We start from the raw sequence: 18,813 nt of genomic DNA, 5'->3' as shown, positions 1-18,813 counted from the left end.
AACCAAGCTGGTAACCAAGCTTGGACCGATCAATAAGCGAATGCGTCCTACGTCGATCTACTTTAAAAAATCAGAATTGTTGTACTTTTACCGGCAAAAGCGCTCGCCGAAAAAAAAATGAAAACATACAAACAACGCCTGCTCCAGGTGAAACAAGCGCAGCAGCCTGATGAACTTTTGCAAGCGCTCTGGAACTACATATCCTTCCCCATCCGTTTACCCAACCGCCCGCACCAGCAGGAGCTGCTTCAAAAAGCAACAACCTTCAGCATGCCGGTATCGGATCCGTACTTCGCCAAAGACGACCTGAACTTCAAAGGCTACATCTGGGGTACCGGCAGCCGGAAAATTTACCTGACCCACGGCTGGAGCTCCAAAGCGGCAGATTTCACGGAACTTATTTCCACCCTGCTCCTGTTAGACGACGTGCAAATCATCGCCTTCGATGCGCTTGGCAACGGCAGCTCTGAAGGGGAACTGAGCAACCTGATGTTATATGTAAATCCATTGATTGCCATCATGGAGATTTATGGCCTGCCGGAAGTCCTGATCGGGCACTCCTTGGGTGCAATGGCCAATGTGGTGGCACTGAAAGCCTTCGATAGTCCCCCTAAACTGCTCATCAGCATCACCCCGGTGATTGAGCTCGCACAGAACTTTACCGGCATGATGAACCACGCCGAAGTGAAACCCGAAGATCAGCAACGCTGGTTCCAGGACTTCGCCGACTACTACAAATATCCGGTAAGTTATTTCGACTTGAAAACGCTGTACACTGAAGCGCCTGCTGCTAAACACCTGCTGTACTATGATATGCAGGATGAAATGTTACCATACGCCCAGCTGGAGGAATTTTTACAGCAACACCCGGAACTGGAAACGAAAGCTTTCGATGGTGCAGGGCATTATAAGATCCTTCGGGATGAAGCACTGCTCGCCGCCATCAAAGATGCGGTCGAGGCAGTTTCCTAAGCGAACCATAAATAAAAAGCCCTTGTAATCTGATCGATCACAAGGGCTTTTTTCAGCTTTGCAGTTGCTTAGTTCTCGTCGCTTTTCGCGGCTGCCTGCATTCTGCGTTCCATTTCAGCACCAACTTCTGCACCCCACTGCTGTCCCGCAACCATAGATTCTTGCATAATCAGCGGAACTTTCGCTGCATAAACCTTGCCCGCTGGTGTTTCGTAGAAAGCAATGATGCATTTCAGATCTTTTTCCGTCATGTGCTTCTGGTAAACCGGTACCAGCTTGTCCACAAGTTTACTCATGCTAAATTCTTTCAGCACCTGCTCCATGTTGGCCATTACCTCCGCGCTGGCATTTGGTTGTTGCGCCTTGAAAAGCGTTATCATCTGGTTGATCATGGTTTCATAGCTTGCCGTTGTTCCGGAAACGTCCATCATCTTGTTTAGGGTTTGTCTGTAGGTCCCTTTGTCCTGACTGAAGCCGAGCTGGCTCATGCATAAGATTAGCGCCAATGCGCATAGTGCCTTTTTCATAAGAGCGTAATTTGATTTTTCTAAATGTAGTGAATTCCCGGAAATTGGAAGTGCAAGCCGCAGCAGAATAATGATCCTACAAACGCAAACAGCTACAAATCCCTGGAATGCATCCCCAATCAAAACCTTAAGCATTTCTACAATGTTCTATATGAAAAGAATTGAATTATGCTGGAATCGACACATAAACTCATCGGCTTTTCGCTATCCGCAGAAGAGGGGGAAATTGGAACGGTCAAGGACTTCTACTTTGACGACCAGAACTGGAACATCCGCTACCTTGTGGTGGAAACCGGCAACTGGCTCTTCGGCCGCCGGGTGCTCATCTCCCCTTACGCGGTACAAAGCGTCGCCGAACAAGAAAAACTGCTCCGGGTAAACATGACCAAAGAGCAGGTGAAAAGCAGTCCTACCATAGACACCGACCTGCCTGTTTCCAAACAGCTGGAAAAGAAGTTGAACGACTATTATGCTTGGCCCTACTATGGCGGCGCCGGCATGGGCTACCCGACCACCGGCATGGTAAAAGTGGCCAGGGTGCTTAAAGCGGAAACCGAGGAAGATAGCAAAGCGGACAAACACCTGCGAAGCTACAAACACGTGCGAGACTATACCGTCTACAACCCGGACGGCTACCTGGGCGAAACGGTCGACTTCCTCGTAAACACCTCCGATTGGACCCTGCCGCACCTGATCATTGAGCTGGCGGAGCCTGCAAGTGGCGAACTCCTGATGGTTGCAACGCACAGCATCGCTTCCATAGATTTTAGTACTTATGCCGTTTCTGTCATGCTGAGCAGGGCAGATTTAGCGCAGCGTTCCGCAGATTTATAAAGGAATGCCTATCTTCGGCAGATGAGCAAATCCTTCAACTTACACGCATTTAAGAACTTTTTCAGTTCAACTTCCGCCAGTGGAATGATCCTCTTTGCCTGCCTGATCTTATCTCTGATCATAGCAAATACACCCCTCGGCGATGGATTCAACAACATATTAGAAACGCAGCTTGGCTTCGAAAACAGCGCGGTACACCTCCGCTATTCTGTAGCGCTCTGGATTAACGACGGCCTGATGGCCATCTTCTTTCTGCTGGTCGGCCTCGAGATTAAACGTGAAGTGGTTGAAGGAGAACTTTCTTCCCCGAAGAAAGCCATCCTGCCGATCATATGTGCCATCGGCGGTGCGATTGTACCCGCATTAATTTACGGCTTTTTTAACGGTGGCAAACCCACCATACATGGCTGGGGCATCCCCATGGCAACCGACATCGCCTTTGCACTGGCGATCCTGGCCCTGCTTAGCGACCGCGTGCCGGTTTCCCTAAAAATATTCCTGGCCGCACTGGCCATTGTAGATGATTTGCTGGCCATCCTGGTCATTGCGATCTTCTACTCCTCCGAACTGCATTATATGAACCTGGTTTATGCTGCCGCGATCCTGGGCATGCTGTTCCTTTTCAACCGCTTCGGGATAAAGAACCTGTTTTTTTACCTGATTCCGGGTGTATTCATCTGGTACTTCGTGCACCATTCGGGCATTCACGCCACCATCGCCGGCGTACTTACGGCCCTGAGCCTGCCAACCACAGAAGATGATACAGAATCCCCACTTGAAAAACTGGAACATGCGCTAACCAAGCCAGTGAACTTTCTGATCATTCCCATCTTCGCCCTGGCGAATACCAACATCCGCTTTGAAGCGGGCATGGTTGAAGGTCTGTTTACCGCCTTGGGCATGGGTATCGTGCTCGGACTGGTTCTCGGCAAACCCATCGGCATCATGCTGGTATCCTGGCTGAGTGTGAAGCTAAAGATCAGTCAGCTTCCGGAACGTGCCGACTGGATCCACATACTGGGCCTGGGCCTGCTGGGCGGTATCGGATTTACGATGTCGATCTTCATCTCGATACTTTCCTTTTCAGATCCGCTCCTGGTACAGGAAGCCAAGTTCTCCATTTTAGTGGGCTCCGTACTCTCCGGTTTCCTGGGTTATATGGTACTCAACTACAGCAGTAAAAAGAAAAATATTAATCCGCCTGCGTAATCAGCTGCAGGGAATCAACCTTCAGGCGGTTCTTTAGCCAGACCGCCATTCTTCGCTGTTCCGCCCCCGGGAGTGCCCGATCAAAGCGCCCCACCAACATCGTGATGGTATCCGTCCTGTTGGTATCCAAATGGTGTACCGCCACGTTCGTAATGCTGTATTGTTTCAGCTGTGGGTATAGCGAACGAAGCTCTGCCCGGATATCCGGAATGGGCTGTTCGATTCTGGTGTAGGTAGAAGCCGTTTTCTGTTCCGTCGGCCGACCCTGATAAACGGTCTCCAGGATACTGGCCTTGATCTGTGAGAGATCAAGCTCGTTCTTCGCATTCAAACCCTGGCGGATGCTCAACTTCGTCTGGTTCAGCTTGTACCGCGCCATCCTGCTTTTTAAGGTATCAATCTGCTGTTTGGACAGTTCTGCCCCCAGCAGCAACAGGTCTATTTCGTGACCTTTCTCATTGTACTTATAGTTTTTAGCGATCACCTGCGTATTCTTGAAATTCAGCTCCTCCTGCACAAAGGCTTCTGCATTGTTCTCAAAGATGCTCTTATCCACAATGCGGTACGCCAGGAACACGCTCGGCAACGTTGTAATGGTTACAATCAACCAGATGTATCTCCGGACCTTCCTTTCATAGGCTTTATCCTGAAACTCCTTCTTCGGGAAATTCAGGAAGCGAACAATGACAAAGGTGGCTACACAAATGAAGATGCTGTTGATGAAATAGAGATACAGTGCACCCAGAAAGAAATAGAGATTTCCCGAAGCCAAACCGAAACCCGCTGTACATAAAGGCGGCATCAATGCAGTCGCAATTGCAACACCCGGTATGGCATTACTCTTCTCCTTCCGCGTTGCCGCGACAATACCCGCAAGTCCGCCAAGCCCTGCAATGAATACGTCCCAAATGGATGGTGAGGTCCGCGCCAGGAGTTCTGAGGAGGCCTGATGCAGTGGCGTGATCCAGAAGTACAGGAAGGAAGTGGCAATACTGATGATGGTGGCAATGCCGAGATTTCGCAAACTCTTTTTCACCAGATCGAAATCATTGATACCAATCCCAAGACCTACGCCCATGATCGGACCCATCAAAGGCGACACGAGCATGGCCCCGATGATCACCGCCGTAGAGTTTACATTCAGGCCAATGGAAGCGATGAAAATCGCAAAGATCAGCGTCCATAAATTGGCACCGCGGAACTCAACATTCTTCTTGATCGACTCAATCGTAAGATCATTATCCTCACTGTCTTCATGAAGATTGAACCGGTAAACAACAAAGTTTTTAAAGGCCTGGTAAATCTCGCTCATAACTCAAATATAGCCCTTTGTTTAGAAAACAGCATCGTAAAACCGGCATAAACACCCCCTGCTCTCACTGAAAAACAAAGATCATGAACTACATTATTTAGCTTTAATCCGGAAAACTTATCAACATTGCTGTTGTTATGCTAATATTATTAGCAATATTTGCAGCATTAAGTTTGAGCTATGAAAGAACTACTGATATATGAACGGGCAGCGGAACAGGGTACGCTGATCCCGCTGTTTGCAGAAAAGATACACGCCGGTTTCGAAAGTCCGGCAGCAGATTATGAAGAAGCAAGGATTGATCTAAATGACTATGTGAGCAAGTACCCGGAGGCCACGTTCTTTGCCAGGGTAACCGGTGAGTGTATGGTGGGCTCGGGCATTTTCCCGGATGACCTGCTGGTGGTCGACAAGTCGCTGACCCCGGCACCCGGCGATATCGTGGTGGGCATCATCGACAATGAGTTCATCCTCCGCGCCTATTACCGCAAAGGCAGTCAGGAATACCTGATGCCCGACAACCCCTACTATAAACCGATAGAGCGGAATGAAAGCACCCAGTTTCAAATCTGGGGCGTAGTACCACACAGTATTTTAGATCAACGCAGGAGGAACAGTGCTCGCATTAATAGATTCGAACAACTTTTACGTTAGTGCAGAGCGGGTGTTCCAACCCGAACTGCAGGGCAAAGCCGGCTGTGTGCTCTCCAACAATGATGGCTGCGCCATATCCCGGTCCAATGAAGCGAAAGAAACCCTCGGCATCAAAATGGGTACGCCCTACTTTGAAATGCGGGAGTTGCAGCAAAGTGGCGACCTCTGGTGGCGCTCCTCCAACTATACGCTGTACCAGGACATGATGCGCCGCATTACGGCGATTGTGCGCAGGACCTTCCCCGACCAGGAGATTTATTCCATTGACGAATGCTTCTGCGACCTGCAGGGTTTTAAATACCACGACCTGCAGCAGCTGGCGCTCGAGCTCCGGGCAAAGATCCTGCAGTACACCGGTGTGCCGGTCTGCATCGGCATAGGTGCCACAAAAACACTCGCCAAGGTGGCGAACAAGCTGGCCAAAAAGCATCACAAGGAAACAGGGGTATATGTGATGGAGACACCTGAACAGGTGGAAGCGGCACTGAAGCTGACGGAGATCGACGATGTCTGGGGGATCGGTCCGCGCTACGCCATTAAGCTCATCCGTAAAGGGGTTTATAATGCGTACGACTTTACCCGCCTGCCGGAGGATTTTGTACTGAAGCTGATGACCATCCAGGGGCGTCGCACCTACCTGGAACTGCATGGACAAAGGTGTATCCCGATGGAGTACGACCGGCCGGACAAGGAAGGGATCTCTACGGCGCGGTCCTTCGGGGTCATGGAAACAGAGCTCGCCCCAATGGAAGAAGCACTGGCCACCTACGTTGCCAATGCCGCGTTGAAGCTACGCGCACAACGCTCGGTCTGCAGCCGGATCTTTGTGTTTTGTCATACGAGTCGCTTCGCGGTGGTGGAAAATCTGTATTCCGCAGGACTGGATGTGAAGATTGATGTACCCACCAACGATACGGCGGTGCTAATCAAAGCGGCACTCGGTGCATTGCGGAAGATTTACGTTAAAGGTCCGCGGTACCAGAAGGTCGGCATTGAGCTCCGGGATCTTCGTTCCGCATCACAGGTGCAGGCATCTTTGTTCGAGCAGGTCGACACCGCGAAAACGGCCAAGCTGCAAAAGGCGCTGAAGGTGATCGATCAGCTGAACCAGAACTACGGGAAAGATACCATCCGCTATGCGGCCATGGGTTTCGAAAAGAAGTGGTTCATGAAGCAGGAATTCCTCTCCCGCCGCTTCACCACAAGGTTGGAAGAGGTGATTGTGGTGCAGGCAAAATGATGAAGGCAACGGTTGCCCTGCGATAAAGCACCGTTTTCTGGTGATTAATCCCGTTTGTACAGCATGATAGGTGTTGAAAATACTTAACCAGCTTTAATCCTGCCCTTAACCGGGCTTCAATAAATACGGTTTATGGGAAATCGCTAAACCTTAAAACCCGGTCGGAGTTACAGTATGTAAAAATTACCGACCTATGGAGCGATTGATACATATTGTGGAAGATGATGAAGACATCAGGTATATTTTAGAATACGTGCTATCTGAAGCTGGATACAAACTCCAACTCTTTGATAGCATCAATGACTTTAAAAGTCGCGATAAAACACAGCAGCCGGATTTGTTCCTGCTGGATGTGCGGCTGCCGGATGGCTCTGGGCTTGACCTCTGCAGGGAGATCAAAAGCTCGCCGTCGACATCCGACATTCCGGTCGTGATCATGTCGGCACATGCCAACGGGGAGTTCGCCATTTCTGACGGTAAAGCAGATCATTTTCTGGCGAAACCATTTGACCTCGACCGCTTCGTTATGAAAATAAAAATGGTGCTGGATGAGAAAAGTAACGCGAGCTGAGGAGGCCGAGATTTCGGCAGCATTTTAGCTACATTTACCTCAAAAACAAGATGCGTCAAATATTAACATGCTTACTCCTGGTTGCAGCCGCAAGTGGCTGTCAGAACCGCAAGCTTAGTGCAACTGCTGATACTTTGAACTTAGACAGCACGGCAGCAAATGCGCCGATGGCGGCTAAACTGGAAACCCGGCTGGCACCCGCCGCGACGGTATTTACACCAGACTCGGTTATGCTGTCCTTCACCATCGTTAACCATGCAGACAGCGCGCAGCGCTTTGTAAAATGGGAAACACCCTTTGAACCTTTCTTAGGGAAGTACCTGGAGATTATGGATACAGCGGGTAAAGAAGCAGAATTTACCGGAGCAATGGCGAGAAGGGTTATGCCACCTCCTGCGGAAGCCTACATTGAAGTAGCCGCACACGATAGTGTAAGGACGGTCTTTAATGCTGCAAAAAACTATGTTTTAGCTCCGGGCGATTATACAATTAAATATACCGGCGGCGGCGTAAGCAGCCTGGATGGCGGGAAGGCAATTAAGCTTAAGGTTACGCAACCTTAAATGGTAAAGATATGGCTGATACAGCGACGCTGTACCAGCCATATTAATTTAGTTTTGGCCTTTTAAGGTCGCCATGTCAATTACGAAGCGGTATTTCACGTCGCCTTTGATCATGCGCTCATAAGCTTCATTCACTTCGTTCATGTCGATCATCTCGATGTCGGCCGTGATGTTGTGTTCACCGCAGAAATCCAGCATCTCCTGTGTTTCCGCGATACCACCGATCATGGAACCGGAGAAACTCTTACGTCCCGGAATCAGGCTGAATGCCGCAACCGGAAGTGCTTCTTCAGGTGCGCCAACCAATGCCAACGATCCATCTACGCGAAGCAGCGCAAGGAAAGCATTGATGTCGTGCTGTGCAGAAACCGCATCCAGGATGAAGTGTAGTTTACCCTGGTAAGCAGCCATCTGCTCCGGATCTTTCGATAACACGACTTCATGTGCGCCCAGTCTTTTTGCTTCTGCAAACTTGGATTCTGAAGTGGTAAAGGCTACAACTTCCGCACCCATAGCGTTTGCAATCTTGATGGCCATGTGGCCCAAACCGCCGATACCGACAACACCAACTTTCTTACCGGGACCAACGTTCCAGTGCTTCAATGGCGAATATGTGGTGATACCTGCGCAAAGCAATGGTGCCGTTGCGGCGAGGTCAAGATTTTCAGGAATGCGCAACACGTAGTTTTCATCAACCACCACGCGCTCTGAGTAACCGCCGAAAGTTGGTTTACCTTCCAGGTGTGCATCCGGGGAGTTGTAAGTCCCAGTCATACCCGGCTCGCAGTATTGCTCCAGACCTTCCTGGCAGTATTGGCACTCGCGGCAGGAATCTACGATACAGCCTACCCCGACCAGGTCACCTTGCTTAAATTTAGACACATGACCGCCTACGCTAAGCACACGACCAACGATCTCGTGGCCCGGTACGGAAGGGTACATGGTGTTGTGCCATTCATTTCTGACGGTGTGGATGTCGGAATGACAAACACCACAAAATAGGATTTCAATTTCCACGTCGTGCGCCGTTGGCGTTCTGCGTGGAATATTCAATTGATTTAAGGGTGCCTCGGCAGCTTCGGTGCCGTAAGCTTTTACTTCTGTTGTGCTCATAAATTTATATTGATTGCTATTGTTCAGGTACATTGCCAGCGGGCTTAGGCGTAAACCTGCATGGACAATGTAATTTGTGAGTCGTCAAATGTTTTTAAACGCTACACGACATTTCCACGATACAAATATCGATTGCTGCAGGCGTATGCTGCTTAAGATATTCAAACCAATAATTAAGATAATCAAACTGCTTCAGCGCGGTAGGCAGAGGGATTCTTCCCCGTCATTCGTTTGAAGTAGTTGTTGAAATAGCTGGGGTATTCAAAGCCAAGTGCATAGGCAATGTCGGCGACGTTCCAGGTGGTATGTTGTAGCAGCGCCTTTGCTTCGGCAATGATGTGCTCGGCAATATGGCTGCTTGTTGGTTTTCCGGTAACTTCCTTTACGGCGCGGTTCAGGTAGTTGACGTGCAGGGAAAGGTTCTGTGCATAGTCCTGCGCGGTCCGCAATTGAAGCGGTGCATCCGGCCGCTCAATCGGGAACTGTCGCTCCAGCAGCTCCATGAATACTGCTGTGATCCGCGAAGCGGCATTCTGGTGCTGGCCCAGGTTCTCCGCCGGCTGAAGTTTCATGGCTTCATGTAAGATCAAGTTGATGTAATTGCGGATCAGGTCGTCCTTAAAGGCGTAGTCGCTGTTCTGCTCGGTGATCATCTGCTGAAACAGCCCGTTCAGGAAGACACGTTGTTGCTCGGTGATCCGCAGGATCGGTGTGCCGCCGACCTTGAAGAATGGCGATTGGTGCAGCATATCTGCACGTTCGAAAGTGCTCAGGAATGCTTCGGAAAACAGGCAGGTGTAACCCACATAGGTCGTAGAAACGGTTTCCCAGGAATATGGGATGTGTGGGTTGCCGAAGAACAGCACGGTTCCTTCTGCCTCAAAACTGCGGTCCGCATAATGGATGATGCTCTTGCCCGTGGTCAGGCATACTTTATAGAAGTCCTTGCGACTGTAGAACCGCGTAGCCTCTCCGTCACTTTCCAATTCGTAGACGTTAAATCCCTTTAATTTCAGTTCAGTATTAAAGGGGGACATTGATCGGACTTGCAAATCTTCCATGCAGCAAAGTTAAGAAAATCAACACAGGTCGGTGTTATAATTTATGGGCGGTGCGGAATAAGCAAGCGGATTTATTTTGCGTGGTTCGATTATGGTTAGATCAAGAAAAATCCGCCTTTGACTAATAGATGCCAGCAGATGTTCGTTCGAGCTGATCGGCAAGTGCAGCCTGATCTATGATCGACCAAACCTCGTAGATCCGGCCGTCCCGGAATTTGTAGAAGACATTCTCGGAGAATTGTACCTTGCTGCCATTCGGCTTGAAACCCAGGAAAGGTTCCTGCGGTGTACAATCGAAGGCCAGCCTGCAGGCAACGTTATGGTCTTCAACGACAAGCATGTCAATGTTGAAGTGCAGATCGGGGAAAGTTTGTATGTTGGCGACCAGCATGTCCTGATAGTCGCGGTACGTGATCAGCTTGCCGTTGTAACTCAGCTGTTCATGGACAAAACGTGCCAGGGCCTCAATATTATGTGCATTTAGTGCGTTGATGTAAAGCAGGTAGATGGATTTGGTATCGGTTAGCATAGCTTCAATTGAATTATATAGCGCCTGGCATTTGGGCAACGGTATCTATTAACGCCAGGTATCGTCAGGAGTTTTTTTCTGAGGCTGATTTTATGCAATTGTGTTTACCTTAGGGCTTTTAAATTCAAGCTTGTTGCTTTACAGTTTAGCGATTGTTCGGGTATACGGTTTCGATTTTTAGGTTTTCTGTTGAACCTTTTCCAATTCTATTATGGCAGTTATCGCATTCGAAAAGCTTGAGTATCTGGAAAGCGGAAATGAAAGGCAGCAGCATGCGTATGCGACACTCAAAAAGTATGAAGTTTTCAACCTGCTCGCAGCATATGATCCCATCCTGGTGGGCACTGTTCCGATCGACATAGACATCCCCGGCAGTGACCTGGATATCATTTGCTGCGCTGCAGATCTATTGCAATTTGAAGCATATTTAATACAGAACTTTAGCAGTATGCCAGCTTTTACGTTTAAACGCCTTGGTGCACGTTCGGCGGTTGTGGGGCGCTTTATGCTCGACGGCTGGGCGGTTGAAATCTGGTGCCAGGACTTGCCGACCACACAGCAATTGGGCTATCGCCACATGTTGGTAGAGTATGAACTGCTGGAGCGATTTGGCCCAGCGTTCCGGCAGCAGGTACGCGCGCTTAAACTGCAGGGCTACAAAACCGAACCTGCTTTCGCAAGCGTAATGGGTTTGTCCGGGGATCCTTATGAAGAATTATTAAATTTGAACTACAAGTAGATCTAGAGCGATTATGCAGGAAACGGAGGGCTTACTGAACAAGATTAAACACCATGATCGGGTACCGATTACGCTGAATGAGAACTGCAGCATTGCAATTCCGGATGACGCACTCGACGTGCTACTACAGCCGCACCGGCTTTCTTTCTTCTATTTCGTCTTTCTGGATGGGGGTTCCGAAACCTACACGATCGACATGGAGGATGTTACCATTTCCGATAATCAGGCGGTGTTTGGACTGCCCAATCAGATCTTCTGCAACCCGACAACAACGCACCATAGCGAGAACTACAAGCTGGGCTTCGACGAAAACGCATTGGCGCTGCTGCCAAACGCCTTCCCTTTCCTGCTCAATCCGCTAAACACGAATATCATCACCTTCGATCCGACAGCGAAGAACAGGATCAAGTCGGTATTTTCCAACTTGTTCCAGCTGCTGCATGCTGCCGGCAAGCCGCAGCACACAGACGTGATCCTGGCACATCTGAATACACTGCTTACCGAATTCAACAGCGCCTACTTCGCACAAAGCGAATTGTACCAGCCTGCAAATCCCAAGCTCGCCAAATACATTGCTTTTAAGCTGGCCGTAGAGCAGCAGTTGAACCTACAGCACGATGTGCAAAGCCTCGCTGCGCAACTCAGCATGAGCACCAACAGCCTCTACAATGTGGTTAAAACATATTCGGGCCAGTCGCCAAAAGAATGGATCACCAACCGCATCATGCTTGAAGCGCAACGTCAGCTACAATATTCAGACGTTTCCGTGAAGGAACTTTCCTATTCCCTGGGCTTTACCGATCCCGGCTATTTTTCCAGGCTCTTCAAAAAGAGCACCGGCAAAAACATCAGCGCCTTTCTCCGGGAAAAACAGGATTTGTCCCCTAAATAGCAGGATTTGTCCTAACCCTTGCCCTAGCCAACCGACTAATTTTGCTGCATCATTTAAACAATAGAAATTATGAAGTCAGCATTAGTAACAGGTGCCAACAAAGGGATTGGGTATGAAGTTGCAAAGATCCTTGCAGCGCAAGACATACATGTTTTTATGGCTGCCCGCAGCCTGGATAAAATAAATGCAGCAGTGGCGGAGCTCCGGCGCTCAGGCCTCAGCCATGTAGAGGGCATTCAGCTGGACGTTACGGATCAGCAGTCCGTAGACGCCGCAAGGATACGCATTGGCGAAAAAGTACCGCATCTGGATATCCTGGTGAATAACGCGGGGATCTCCGGCGGCTTCCAACAGTCTGCATTAAATGCCAGCATTGCGCAGTTTCAGGAAGTGTATGAAACCAACGTGTTTGGCGTCGTTCGGGTCACGCAGGCTTTTGTCGACCTGCTGAAATCGGCACCGGCACCCAGAATTGTGAATGTTACGACCGCCATGGCCTCGCTTTCCTTAGCGGCAGATACCAGTGGGCCTACTTACCATTCGAAGCTGGCGGTATATCAGTCCAGCAAAGCTGCACTGAACATGTATACGGTGAACCTGGCCTACGACTTACGCGACACGGCCTTTAGGGTAAACATGGTTTGTCCGGGCTATACGCAGACGGACTTTACCAATCATCAGGGCACCAGCACCGTGGAAGAAGCGGGACAACGCATCGCGAAGTATGCATTGATTGACGCGGATGGACCTACCGGGAAATACATCAGCGAGGAATACTTTCCGGAGCCGGCAAGCTGTCCCTGGTAAAAAGGAAAAGATTAACATACAATGTTACAATAGGTTTTGCTGGGATGTCGTAAATTGGGATAAACGTAAAACTAAAAAACCAAATTATGAGCATCACCCTAGAACAAGCAGAACAGTTGTCGGAAGCGGCAAAAGCGAAGGCTAAAGAGATCGGCGTGCCTATGAACATTGCCATTGTGGATGCCGGCGCAAACCTGGTATCTTTTCACCGCATGGACAATGCCTGGCTGGGCTCGGTAGACATTGCGATCAAAAAAGCAAAGACGGCCAGGTTCTTTGACATGAACACCGGCGAATTGGGCAAACTTTCGCAGCCTGGAGGACCTTTGTACGGCATCGAGCATTCTAATCAGGGACTAATTACCTTTCCTGGTGGGGTAATCCTGAAAGATGCTGAAGGGAAAGTTGTGGGTGCTATTGGCGTATCCGGCGGCTCCGTCGAGCAGGATCATGAGGTTGCCTCTGCGGGTGCATACGGCTTCTAATAAAAAGTGGGTGTCCATCTTTTCGATGAACACCCGCTTTTCTGTTATTTAAAGTTGCTTGGCGCAGCTTTATTTTTTGTTCTTCACGTATTTCTCCAACCAGGAATCCTGCTCCCAGAAAGTGTGCAATACGGACTCACGACTTCTATAACCGTGGAATTCTTTCGGTAACATGACCAGTCTTACGGTACCTCCATGACCTTTGATCGCGCTGTAAAGGCGTTCACTCTGGATTGGGAAAGTACCGGAGTTGTCGTCATCGATACCATGCGTCATCAGCAATGGTGTTTTAATCTTATCGGCATAGTTGAACGGCGCCATACGGTTGTAAACCTCTGGTGCCTGCCAGTAGGTTCTTTCTTCTCCCTGAAAACCAAATGGTGTTAGGGTTCTGTTGTAAGCACCACTCCTTGCGATTCCGGCAGCAAACAGCTTAGTATGTGCAAGTAAGTTCGCCGTCATAAATGCACCATACGAGTGGCCACCAACAGCGATGCGGTTACGGTCTGCCACACCCATATTCACGATGTAGTCGATCAAGGAAGTTGCATTATCTTCAATCTGCTCCAGGAAGGTATCATTCGGCTCGTTTTTTCCGACACCAACAATCGGCATATCTGCGTTATCCAACACGGCGTATCCTCGGGTTACCCAGAATACCGGGGATCTGAAAGCCAGTCGTGTGAAGCGGTAAGGAGAACCTTTAACTTCGCCAGCGGCACTTAAGCTCTTGAATTCTCTAGGGTACGCCCAGATGAGCACCGGAAGTGGGCCGTCTGCTTTCTTGTAGCCTTTTGGCAGGTACAGCGTTGCGGAAAGCTTAACGCCATCTTTTCTTGGGTAAGATAACATGGACTTTTGCACACCACGCATGGAAGGATAAGGATCTGCAAAGTTGGTTACCTGCTGCATTTTCTTGGTGCTCAGGTTAACCGAGTAGATGTTTGGCGTTTCATCTGTAGACTCCCTGGAAACGTACAGCGACCCTGCTTTATCAAAGTAAACCGGCTCTTCATAGAAAGGTGCCTTCGACTTGAATAAGGTATCCTGCTTGTTGTTAATGAGGTTCCAGCGCATAACGAAAGGCCTGTCGCCTTGTGGTGAGGCACCGGTTCCAATGGTGTAAACCGTTGGCTGATTGCCTTTATCAAACACCAGCATGTTATCACCGTTGGCCGCTTTGGAATATACAAAACGTCCCGGATCGATGTAAGCGTTCTCAGATGAAGTGGTTGGCAATGTTTTTACCACTTTTCCGGTTTCGGGATTGATGACCGTCATTTTCGAGGTTCTGTCTTTTCTCCAGCGCTCTCTTACAACTGCATAGGAGGCATTACCCCATTCTATACCGCCATATCTTGTTGCTACAGCAAACAGCTTCTGCGGTTGCTGGTCGAACGGTGCTTTCAAGGTAAACACAGCATCACGGAAGGGTACATTGTTCTTTGGATTGCCTTCATCCTGCGCTTCTGCCCATGCGAGGGTTTCTGGTGCATCTGCACGCCATTCGTAGCTGCGTGGACCCTTTGCAACAACATCAAAGCCTGTCGGCAACTTATCTGCAAGTGGCGCGCGGTACAATGCTTTCACCAGCTTTCCGGAAGCATCAAGTACATCCGTGTTCAGCGGAAATGAGCTGATTGGCACCAGGTAAGAGTATGGTTTTTGAATGGTTTGCACCATCAGGTACTTTCCATTTGGTGAGTATGATGCACTTCTGTAAATCTGCGGCGCTGCGATGTTTGTGGCATTTCCTTCAAGATCTACGGATTTCAGTTGTGACGTCAGGTAGTAGTCCATCAACTGCTCGTCGTAAGCGTTCTTCAACAAATACTGGTAAGTTCTGGACGGTGTAACGACGCCAAGGTTCTCCTGGATAACTGGTCCGGTAGGCACCATTGGTTCGTTGGGCTTTGCACCTCTGGCGGTGTTTACAAATTGGGCAAGGATGTGCTTGCTGTCCGGGTGCCATTGTAAGGTGGTACCAACTGCATCATTCAGCAGTTCGTTGGTCAGTCTTGTTGCTTTGAGTGACTTAACATCGGCAATCCATAGCTCCACGCCGGTCAGGCTGTTGTTGCTGAAAGCGATGAAGTTGCCATCAGGGCTCCAGCGCAGGTTGGTAATGCGGTACTTCGCGGGTAATCCGCTAAGTTTAGATTCTTTTCCGGATTTAACCTCTTTGATGATCAGGCTTTCATAGACACCTGCGGATTCTGCGGCTGTAGCATTGTTGTTTGGTGTGACTTTCAATCCGGCGATGCCGATAACCGGCTGGGAGATGTCCTCGATGGAAGCAAAGCCTGGCGCTTGCAGGATTAGCATCAGTGTGCCAGCTTTGTTGAACTGCACGACCGGCGTTGAGGGTGCGTCTACGAGATCCACAATGCTCTGTGGCGGCAATTGGTACTTCACATTCTCCTGGGCGCTGACGGTGTAGGTCAGTCCGCCGATGAGAAATAGGCCTAGTAATTTTACTTTCATAATTGAACAGGTTGTTTTATAGGGTTTTTGGTATTTACAGGTATTACTTACTGCGATAAAGCTCGTTGAAGAGCAGCTTGAAGGTGCCATGTGCTTGGGCGCGGAAGGTGATTTCCGGACCGTACGCGAACAGCTTGCCCTTTCCAACCGGCGCGACAAAGGCCGCAACACCATTCTTCAGGTACTGCTGTCCCCATGCCCAGCCGCTGCGAAGTGCTTCATCATCACCGTACCACGCCACTGGGCGGATCTGCTGACTTTTAGCCTCATCACCCAGTTTGAATACCGGACTGTTGTCAAACACGATGTCAGCCTGCGCTTCCATGCCCCATGTACTTGGCTGGGTATTGTCTACCTGCACTTTCAGTATGCTACCGGGGATGTAGAATTTATCTCCAGGTAAGGAAACTTCTTTATCTCCCTTCGTTTCAACAAGCGCATTTTGCACCGGCAAGCCGAGGTGGTAAACCAGGTTGGTACTACTGCCGACTGCTACAATATTTCCGCCTTTCTCCAGGAAAGTTTTAAGCTGTGGAATTGATTCTTTGGCGGTGATGCTGCCCAGCATACGTTGGTACTGCGCCGGAATTTCTTCTGGTTTCGGCTGCTGATTTCTCGCGTTCTCAGATGCTGGTCCTGCTGGAGGAATGCCGCCATCGATAAACAGGATGACATCGTAGCGGGCATTCAGATCGCCCTTATTGATGTCCTGCGGGAACACCACATCGAATGGATAGTGGAACTGCTCCATGATCCAGCGCACCCAGCCTGATGGCATGGACCCGCCGTATTGGTCGAACAATGCAATGCGACTGGCGGCGATCTTCGTGCTTGCACCGGGTTTGCGTTTTGCAGGCATGGCGATGGTGCCGAACTGCTGACCGCTTTGCTTGAGTAGTTCATAGCCTTTGGCGGGCACATGGAAAGTACCTGCCGGGATATTGTTGGAAGCTTTTGTTGTTCTTGTAACCGGAATGCCGGCCTTCAAAAGGTCATTTACGGCGATGAAGGTGTTATTTGCGGAAGGGCTCAGGTAGTAGCCGTTTGCGGAAGGTGCAACCTGCTGCACTGCGGGCAACTGTAGCTTACCTGCTTCCAGGCGTTGCAGTGGTGCTTCGAACTGGTCCAGGATGCGGTCGAACTTCACCCCCATCTGGAAAGCAAGCGTCCATCCGGCCATATCATACGGACGTATCGGCGGGCCACCTGGATACTGGAAATCATTTGGATGGTCCTGCGGCTCGAACATGTCGAGTACATGCGGGCGGAACGACTGGTCTGTATTGACCACGTAGGATCCTTTGGGATAGTTTTTCCCTGCAATACTGAAGTTTGCGGAAGCCTGATGCACCAGAATGCCGGAACGTACCAGCGCATTGATGAACTTCACTGCAGTCGGAAAATCAGCCTGATCTGCCGGCAGCACGTATGCACGTGCATCCCGAAGCTCCGGGTTCTTGTAAATGGCATCGAAGTACTTCATGGAAATACCAGCTGCGCGGCTGCCTGCGGCTGCACTTGCGTTGGTGCCGGCACTCGCTGCTTTCTGATCCGCCTGAACAGCGGCTTTCAGTGCGGCGACGCGTTTTGGAGAAAGTGTCCAATTATCTTTCTGTCCACGTTCAATACCATTTTTGCCCATCTTGTAAATGTTGAACAAAAGGTTCGGTGCTTCGTTTACCGCATGATTGAGCACGGCATAATTCAGCGACACGGAATAGTCGATGGACTGGCGGAAGTGCCACTCCTGTGGCATCACTGGATTTGGTGTGGCGCCATTTGGGATCAAACGATCGGGTACCAGCGGGATGGATGATGGTGTTGGGCTCCCGATGATTTCCGTGAGGATACCGATCATGTTGTGGAAATATGGCGTGGTGCGCAAGCCGCCGTTCCACCAGGTGGAATATACGGAGCCGGCACGTTGCGAGTAGCCGGGCTTGCCTTCTGCATTCAGCCTGTTGTTCATGGCCGCACCTACCCCATCCAGGCTGGTGATGACCAATGGATCGTAGTTATAGTTGAATGGATCACGGTAGGGCGGTCCGGCGACTACCGTTCCGGCAGGGCCAGTCTGGTGATGGTTGTACACGATCTGCGGCATCCATTCGACATACTGCTGACGGCTCATGTTCTGCGTTTCTTTCATGTTCATCATGTAGAAATCGCGGTTATTGTCGTGTCCGATGTACTTCTGATACAATACCGGCACCCTTGTGTCTCTTTTCGTCACATCCGCATTGCGCATGTACCAGTTGGAAACCAGCTCCTGCCCGTCCGGATTGCAATGCACCAGCAGGATAATGGTATTATCGAGGATTCGGGTGGTCTCTGCGTCGGTTCTGCTGACCAGCTGGTATGCGGTTTCAATCAGCTGATGTGCACCGACCGTTTCTGTGGCATGCAGCCCCCCATCTATCCAAACCACCGGCTTGCCTTGCGCAGCAAGGGCTTTAGCCTGTACATCATTCATGTTTTCAGCCCGCGCGAGCTGCTGTGAGATCTTCTTATATTGCTCCAGCTTTTTGATGTTTTCGGGTGAGGAGACGACCAGCATATACTGGTGGCGGCCTTCTTCTGTGATACCGATATCAATGAGCTTGGTTCGGTTTGAGCTTGCCAGCTTCTTGAAATACGCTTCTGTTTGCGTGTAAGTGGCGAGCTGGTAATCGTCGCCGATGTTGAAGCCGAAGTGTTCACGCGGACTGATAACTGTGGATTGTGCATGGGCCTGAGCAAAGGTGCTCGCAGCGGTGAACACAAGTCCGTAAATGAGGTTTTTTGCGATCATGTTCTAGATAAAGGATGGTTGCGGTTGTGC

Annotated in this window: 18 protein-coding genes; 11 read left to right on the top strand and 7 right to left on the bottom strand. The window is 49.9% G+C overall.

Going from position 1 to position 18,813, the window contains the following annotated elements; translation table 11 throughout:
• Nucleotides 1–117 precede the first annotated feature (117 nt).
• Nucleotides 118–972 (top strand): alpha/beta fold hydrolase, encoded by an 855-nt coding sequence (locus tag IEW69_RS06100; RefSeq protein ID WP_188625942.1) that lies wholly within the window; start codon nucleotides 118–120, stop codon nucleotides 970–972.
• A gap of 68 nt (nucleotides 973–1,040) precedes the next feature.
• Here the strand turns inward: IEW69_RS06100 and IEW69_RS06095 are convergent, their stop codons facing one another.
• Nucleotides 1,041–1,499 (bottom strand): DUF2059 domain-containing protein, encoded by a 459-nt coding sequence (locus IEW69_RS06095; protein ID WP_188625941.1) that lies wholly within the window; start codon nucleotides 1,497–1,499, stop codon nucleotides 1,041–1,043.
• A gap of 168 nt (nucleotides 1,500–1,667) precedes the next feature.
• Between IEW69_RS06095 and IEW69_RS06090 the strand changes: the two genes are divergently transcribed.
• Both IEW69_RS06090 and nhaA read left to right on the top strand, forming a co-directional pair.
• The gene (locus IEW69_RS06090) at nucleotides 1,668–2,333 is read left to right on the top strand and encodes a PRC-barrel domain-containing protein (RefSeq protein WP_188625940.1); all 666 of its coding nucleotides are present in this window, start codon (nucleotides 1,668–1,670) and stop codon (nucleotides 2,331–2,333) included.
• 21 nt (nucleotides 2,334–2,354) lie between these two features.
• The gene (gene nhaA, locus IEW69_RS06085) at nucleotides 2,355–3,542 is read left to right on the top strand and encodes a Na+/H+ antiporter NhaA (protein ID WP_188625939.1); all 1,188 of its coding nucleotides are present in this window, start codon (nucleotides 2,355–2,357) and stop codon (nucleotides 3,540–3,542) included.
• Here nhaA and IEW69_RS06080 read toward each other — a convergent pair.
• Nucleotides 3,526–4,854, bottom strand: coding sequence for a TIGR00341 family protein (locus IEW69_RS06080; protein ID WP_188625938.1), 1,329 nt, complete (start codon nucleotides 4,852–4,854; stop codon nucleotides 3,526–3,528). The genes nhaA and IEW69_RS06080 overlap by 17 nt on opposite strands.
• Nucleotides 4,855–5,034: 180 nt before the next feature.
• Between IEW69_RS06080 and IEW69_RS06075 the strand changes: the two genes are divergently transcribed.
• From IEW69_RS06075 to IEW69_RS06060, 4 genes are all read left to right on the top strand, one after another.
• Complete coding sequence (locus IEW69_RS06075) at nucleotides 5,035–5,508, top strand: LexA family protein (protein ID WP_188625937.1); 474 nt, start codon at nucleotides 5,035–5,037, stop codon at nucleotides 5,506–5,508.
• A complete protein-coding gene (locus IEW69_RS06070; RefSeq protein ID WP_188625936.1) occupies nucleotides 5,471–6,748 on the top strand; it encodes a Y-family DNA polymerase in 1,278 nt (425 codons plus the stop codon). The genes IEW69_RS06075 and IEW69_RS06070 overlap by 38 nt, the downstream gene beginning before the upstream one ends.
• A 193-nt stretch (nucleotides 6,749–6,941) precedes the next feature.
• Entirely contained in the window at nucleotides 6,942–7,319 is a 378-nt protein-coding gene (locus IEW69_RS06065) for a response regulator transcription factor (protein WP_188625935.1), read from the top strand.
• A 50-nt stretch (nucleotides 7,320–7,369) separates the two neighbouring features.
• A complete protein-coding gene (locus tag IEW69_RS06060; RefSeq protein ID WP_188625934.1) occupies nucleotides 7,370–7,882 on the top strand; it encodes a protease in 513 nt (170 codons plus the stop codon).
• Nucleotides 7,883–7,930: 48 nt separating this feature from the next.
• Here the strand turns inward: IEW69_RS06060 and IEW69_RS06055 are convergent, their stop codons facing one another.
• From IEW69_RS06055 to IEW69_RS06045, 3 genes are all read right to left on the bottom strand, one after another.
• Complete coding sequence (locus tag IEW69_RS06055) at nucleotides 7,931–8,995, bottom strand: NAD(P)-dependent alcohol dehydrogenase (RefSeq protein WP_188625933.1); 1,065 nt, start codon at nucleotides 8,993–8,995, stop codon at nucleotides 7,931–7,933.
• Between the two features lie 182 nt (nucleotides 8,996–9,177).
• On the bottom strand, nucleotides 9,178–10,032 hold the full coding sequence (locus IEW69_RS06050; protein ID WP_229663534.1) for a helix-turn-helix domain-containing protein: 855 nt from the start codon (nucleotides 10,030–10,032) through the stop codon (nucleotides 9,178–9,180).
• 145 nt (nucleotides 10,033–10,177) lie between these two features.
• A complete protein-coding gene (locus IEW69_RS06045; RefSeq protein ID WP_188625931.1) occupies nucleotides 10,178–10,585 on the bottom strand; it encodes an ester cyclase in 408 nt (135 codons plus the stop codon).
• A gap of 211 nt (nucleotides 10,586–10,796) precedes the next feature.
• On the opposite strand from IEW69_RS06045, the gene IEW69_RS06040 reads away from it, so the two are divergent.
• The 4 genes from IEW69_RS06040 (at nucleotide 10,797) to IEW69_RS06025 (ending at nucleotide 13,508) form a co-directional block, all read left to right on the top strand.
• Nucleotides 10,797–11,324 carry a DUF4269 domain-containing protein gene (locus IEW69_RS06040; protein ID WP_188625930.1) on the top strand — a complete coding sequence of 176 codons (528 nt, stop codon included), beginning with the start codon at nucleotides 10,797–10,799 and terminating at the stop codon, nucleotides 11,322–11,324.
• 13 nt (nucleotides 11,325–11,337) lie between these two features.
• Nucleotides 11,338–12,216 (top strand): helix-turn-helix domain-containing protein, encoded by an 879-nt coding sequence (locus IEW69_RS06035; protein ID WP_188625929.1) that lies wholly within the window; start codon nucleotides 11,338–11,340, stop codon nucleotides 12,214–12,216.
• A 69-nt stretch (nucleotides 12,217–12,285) separates the two neighbouring features.
• On the top strand, nucleotides 12,286–13,023 hold the full coding sequence (locus IEW69_RS06030; RefSeq protein ID WP_188625928.1) for an SDR family oxidoreductase: 738 nt from the start codon (nucleotides 12,286–12,288) through the stop codon (nucleotides 13,021–13,023).
• Between the two features lie 86 nt (nucleotides 13,024–13,109).
• A complete protein-coding gene (locus IEW69_RS06025) occupies nucleotides 13,110–13,508 on the top strand; it encodes a GlcG/HbpS family heme-binding protein (protein ID WP_188625927.1) in 399 nt (132 codons plus the stop codon).
• A gap of 69 nt (nucleotides 13,509–13,577) precedes the next feature.
• Here the strand turns inward: IEW69_RS06025 and IEW69_RS06020 are convergent, their stop codons facing one another.
• A complete protein-coding gene (locus IEW69_RS06020; RefSeq protein WP_188625926.1) occupies nucleotides 13,578–15,992 on the bottom strand; it encodes a S9 family peptidase in 2,415 nt (804 codons plus the stop codon).
• Nucleotides 15,993–16,035: 43 nt separating this feature from the next.
• The gene (locus IEW69_RS06015; protein WP_188625925.1) at nucleotides 16,036–18,783 is read right to left on the bottom strand and encodes a M14 family metallopeptidase; all 2,748 of its coding nucleotides are present in this window, start codon (nucleotides 18,781–18,783) and stop codon (nucleotides 16,036–16,038) included.
• Nucleotides 18,784–18,813: the final 30 nt, after the last annotated feature.

This window comes from Pedobacter quisquiliarum (assembly GCF_014642175.1).
In the GTDB taxonomy this organism is placed as follows: domain Bacteria; phylum Bacteroidota; class Bacteroidia; order Sphingobacteriales; family Sphingobacteriaceae; genus Pedobacter; species Pedobacter quisquiliarum.
This window is presented reverse-complemented; position numbering and strand designations above follow the sequence as displayed.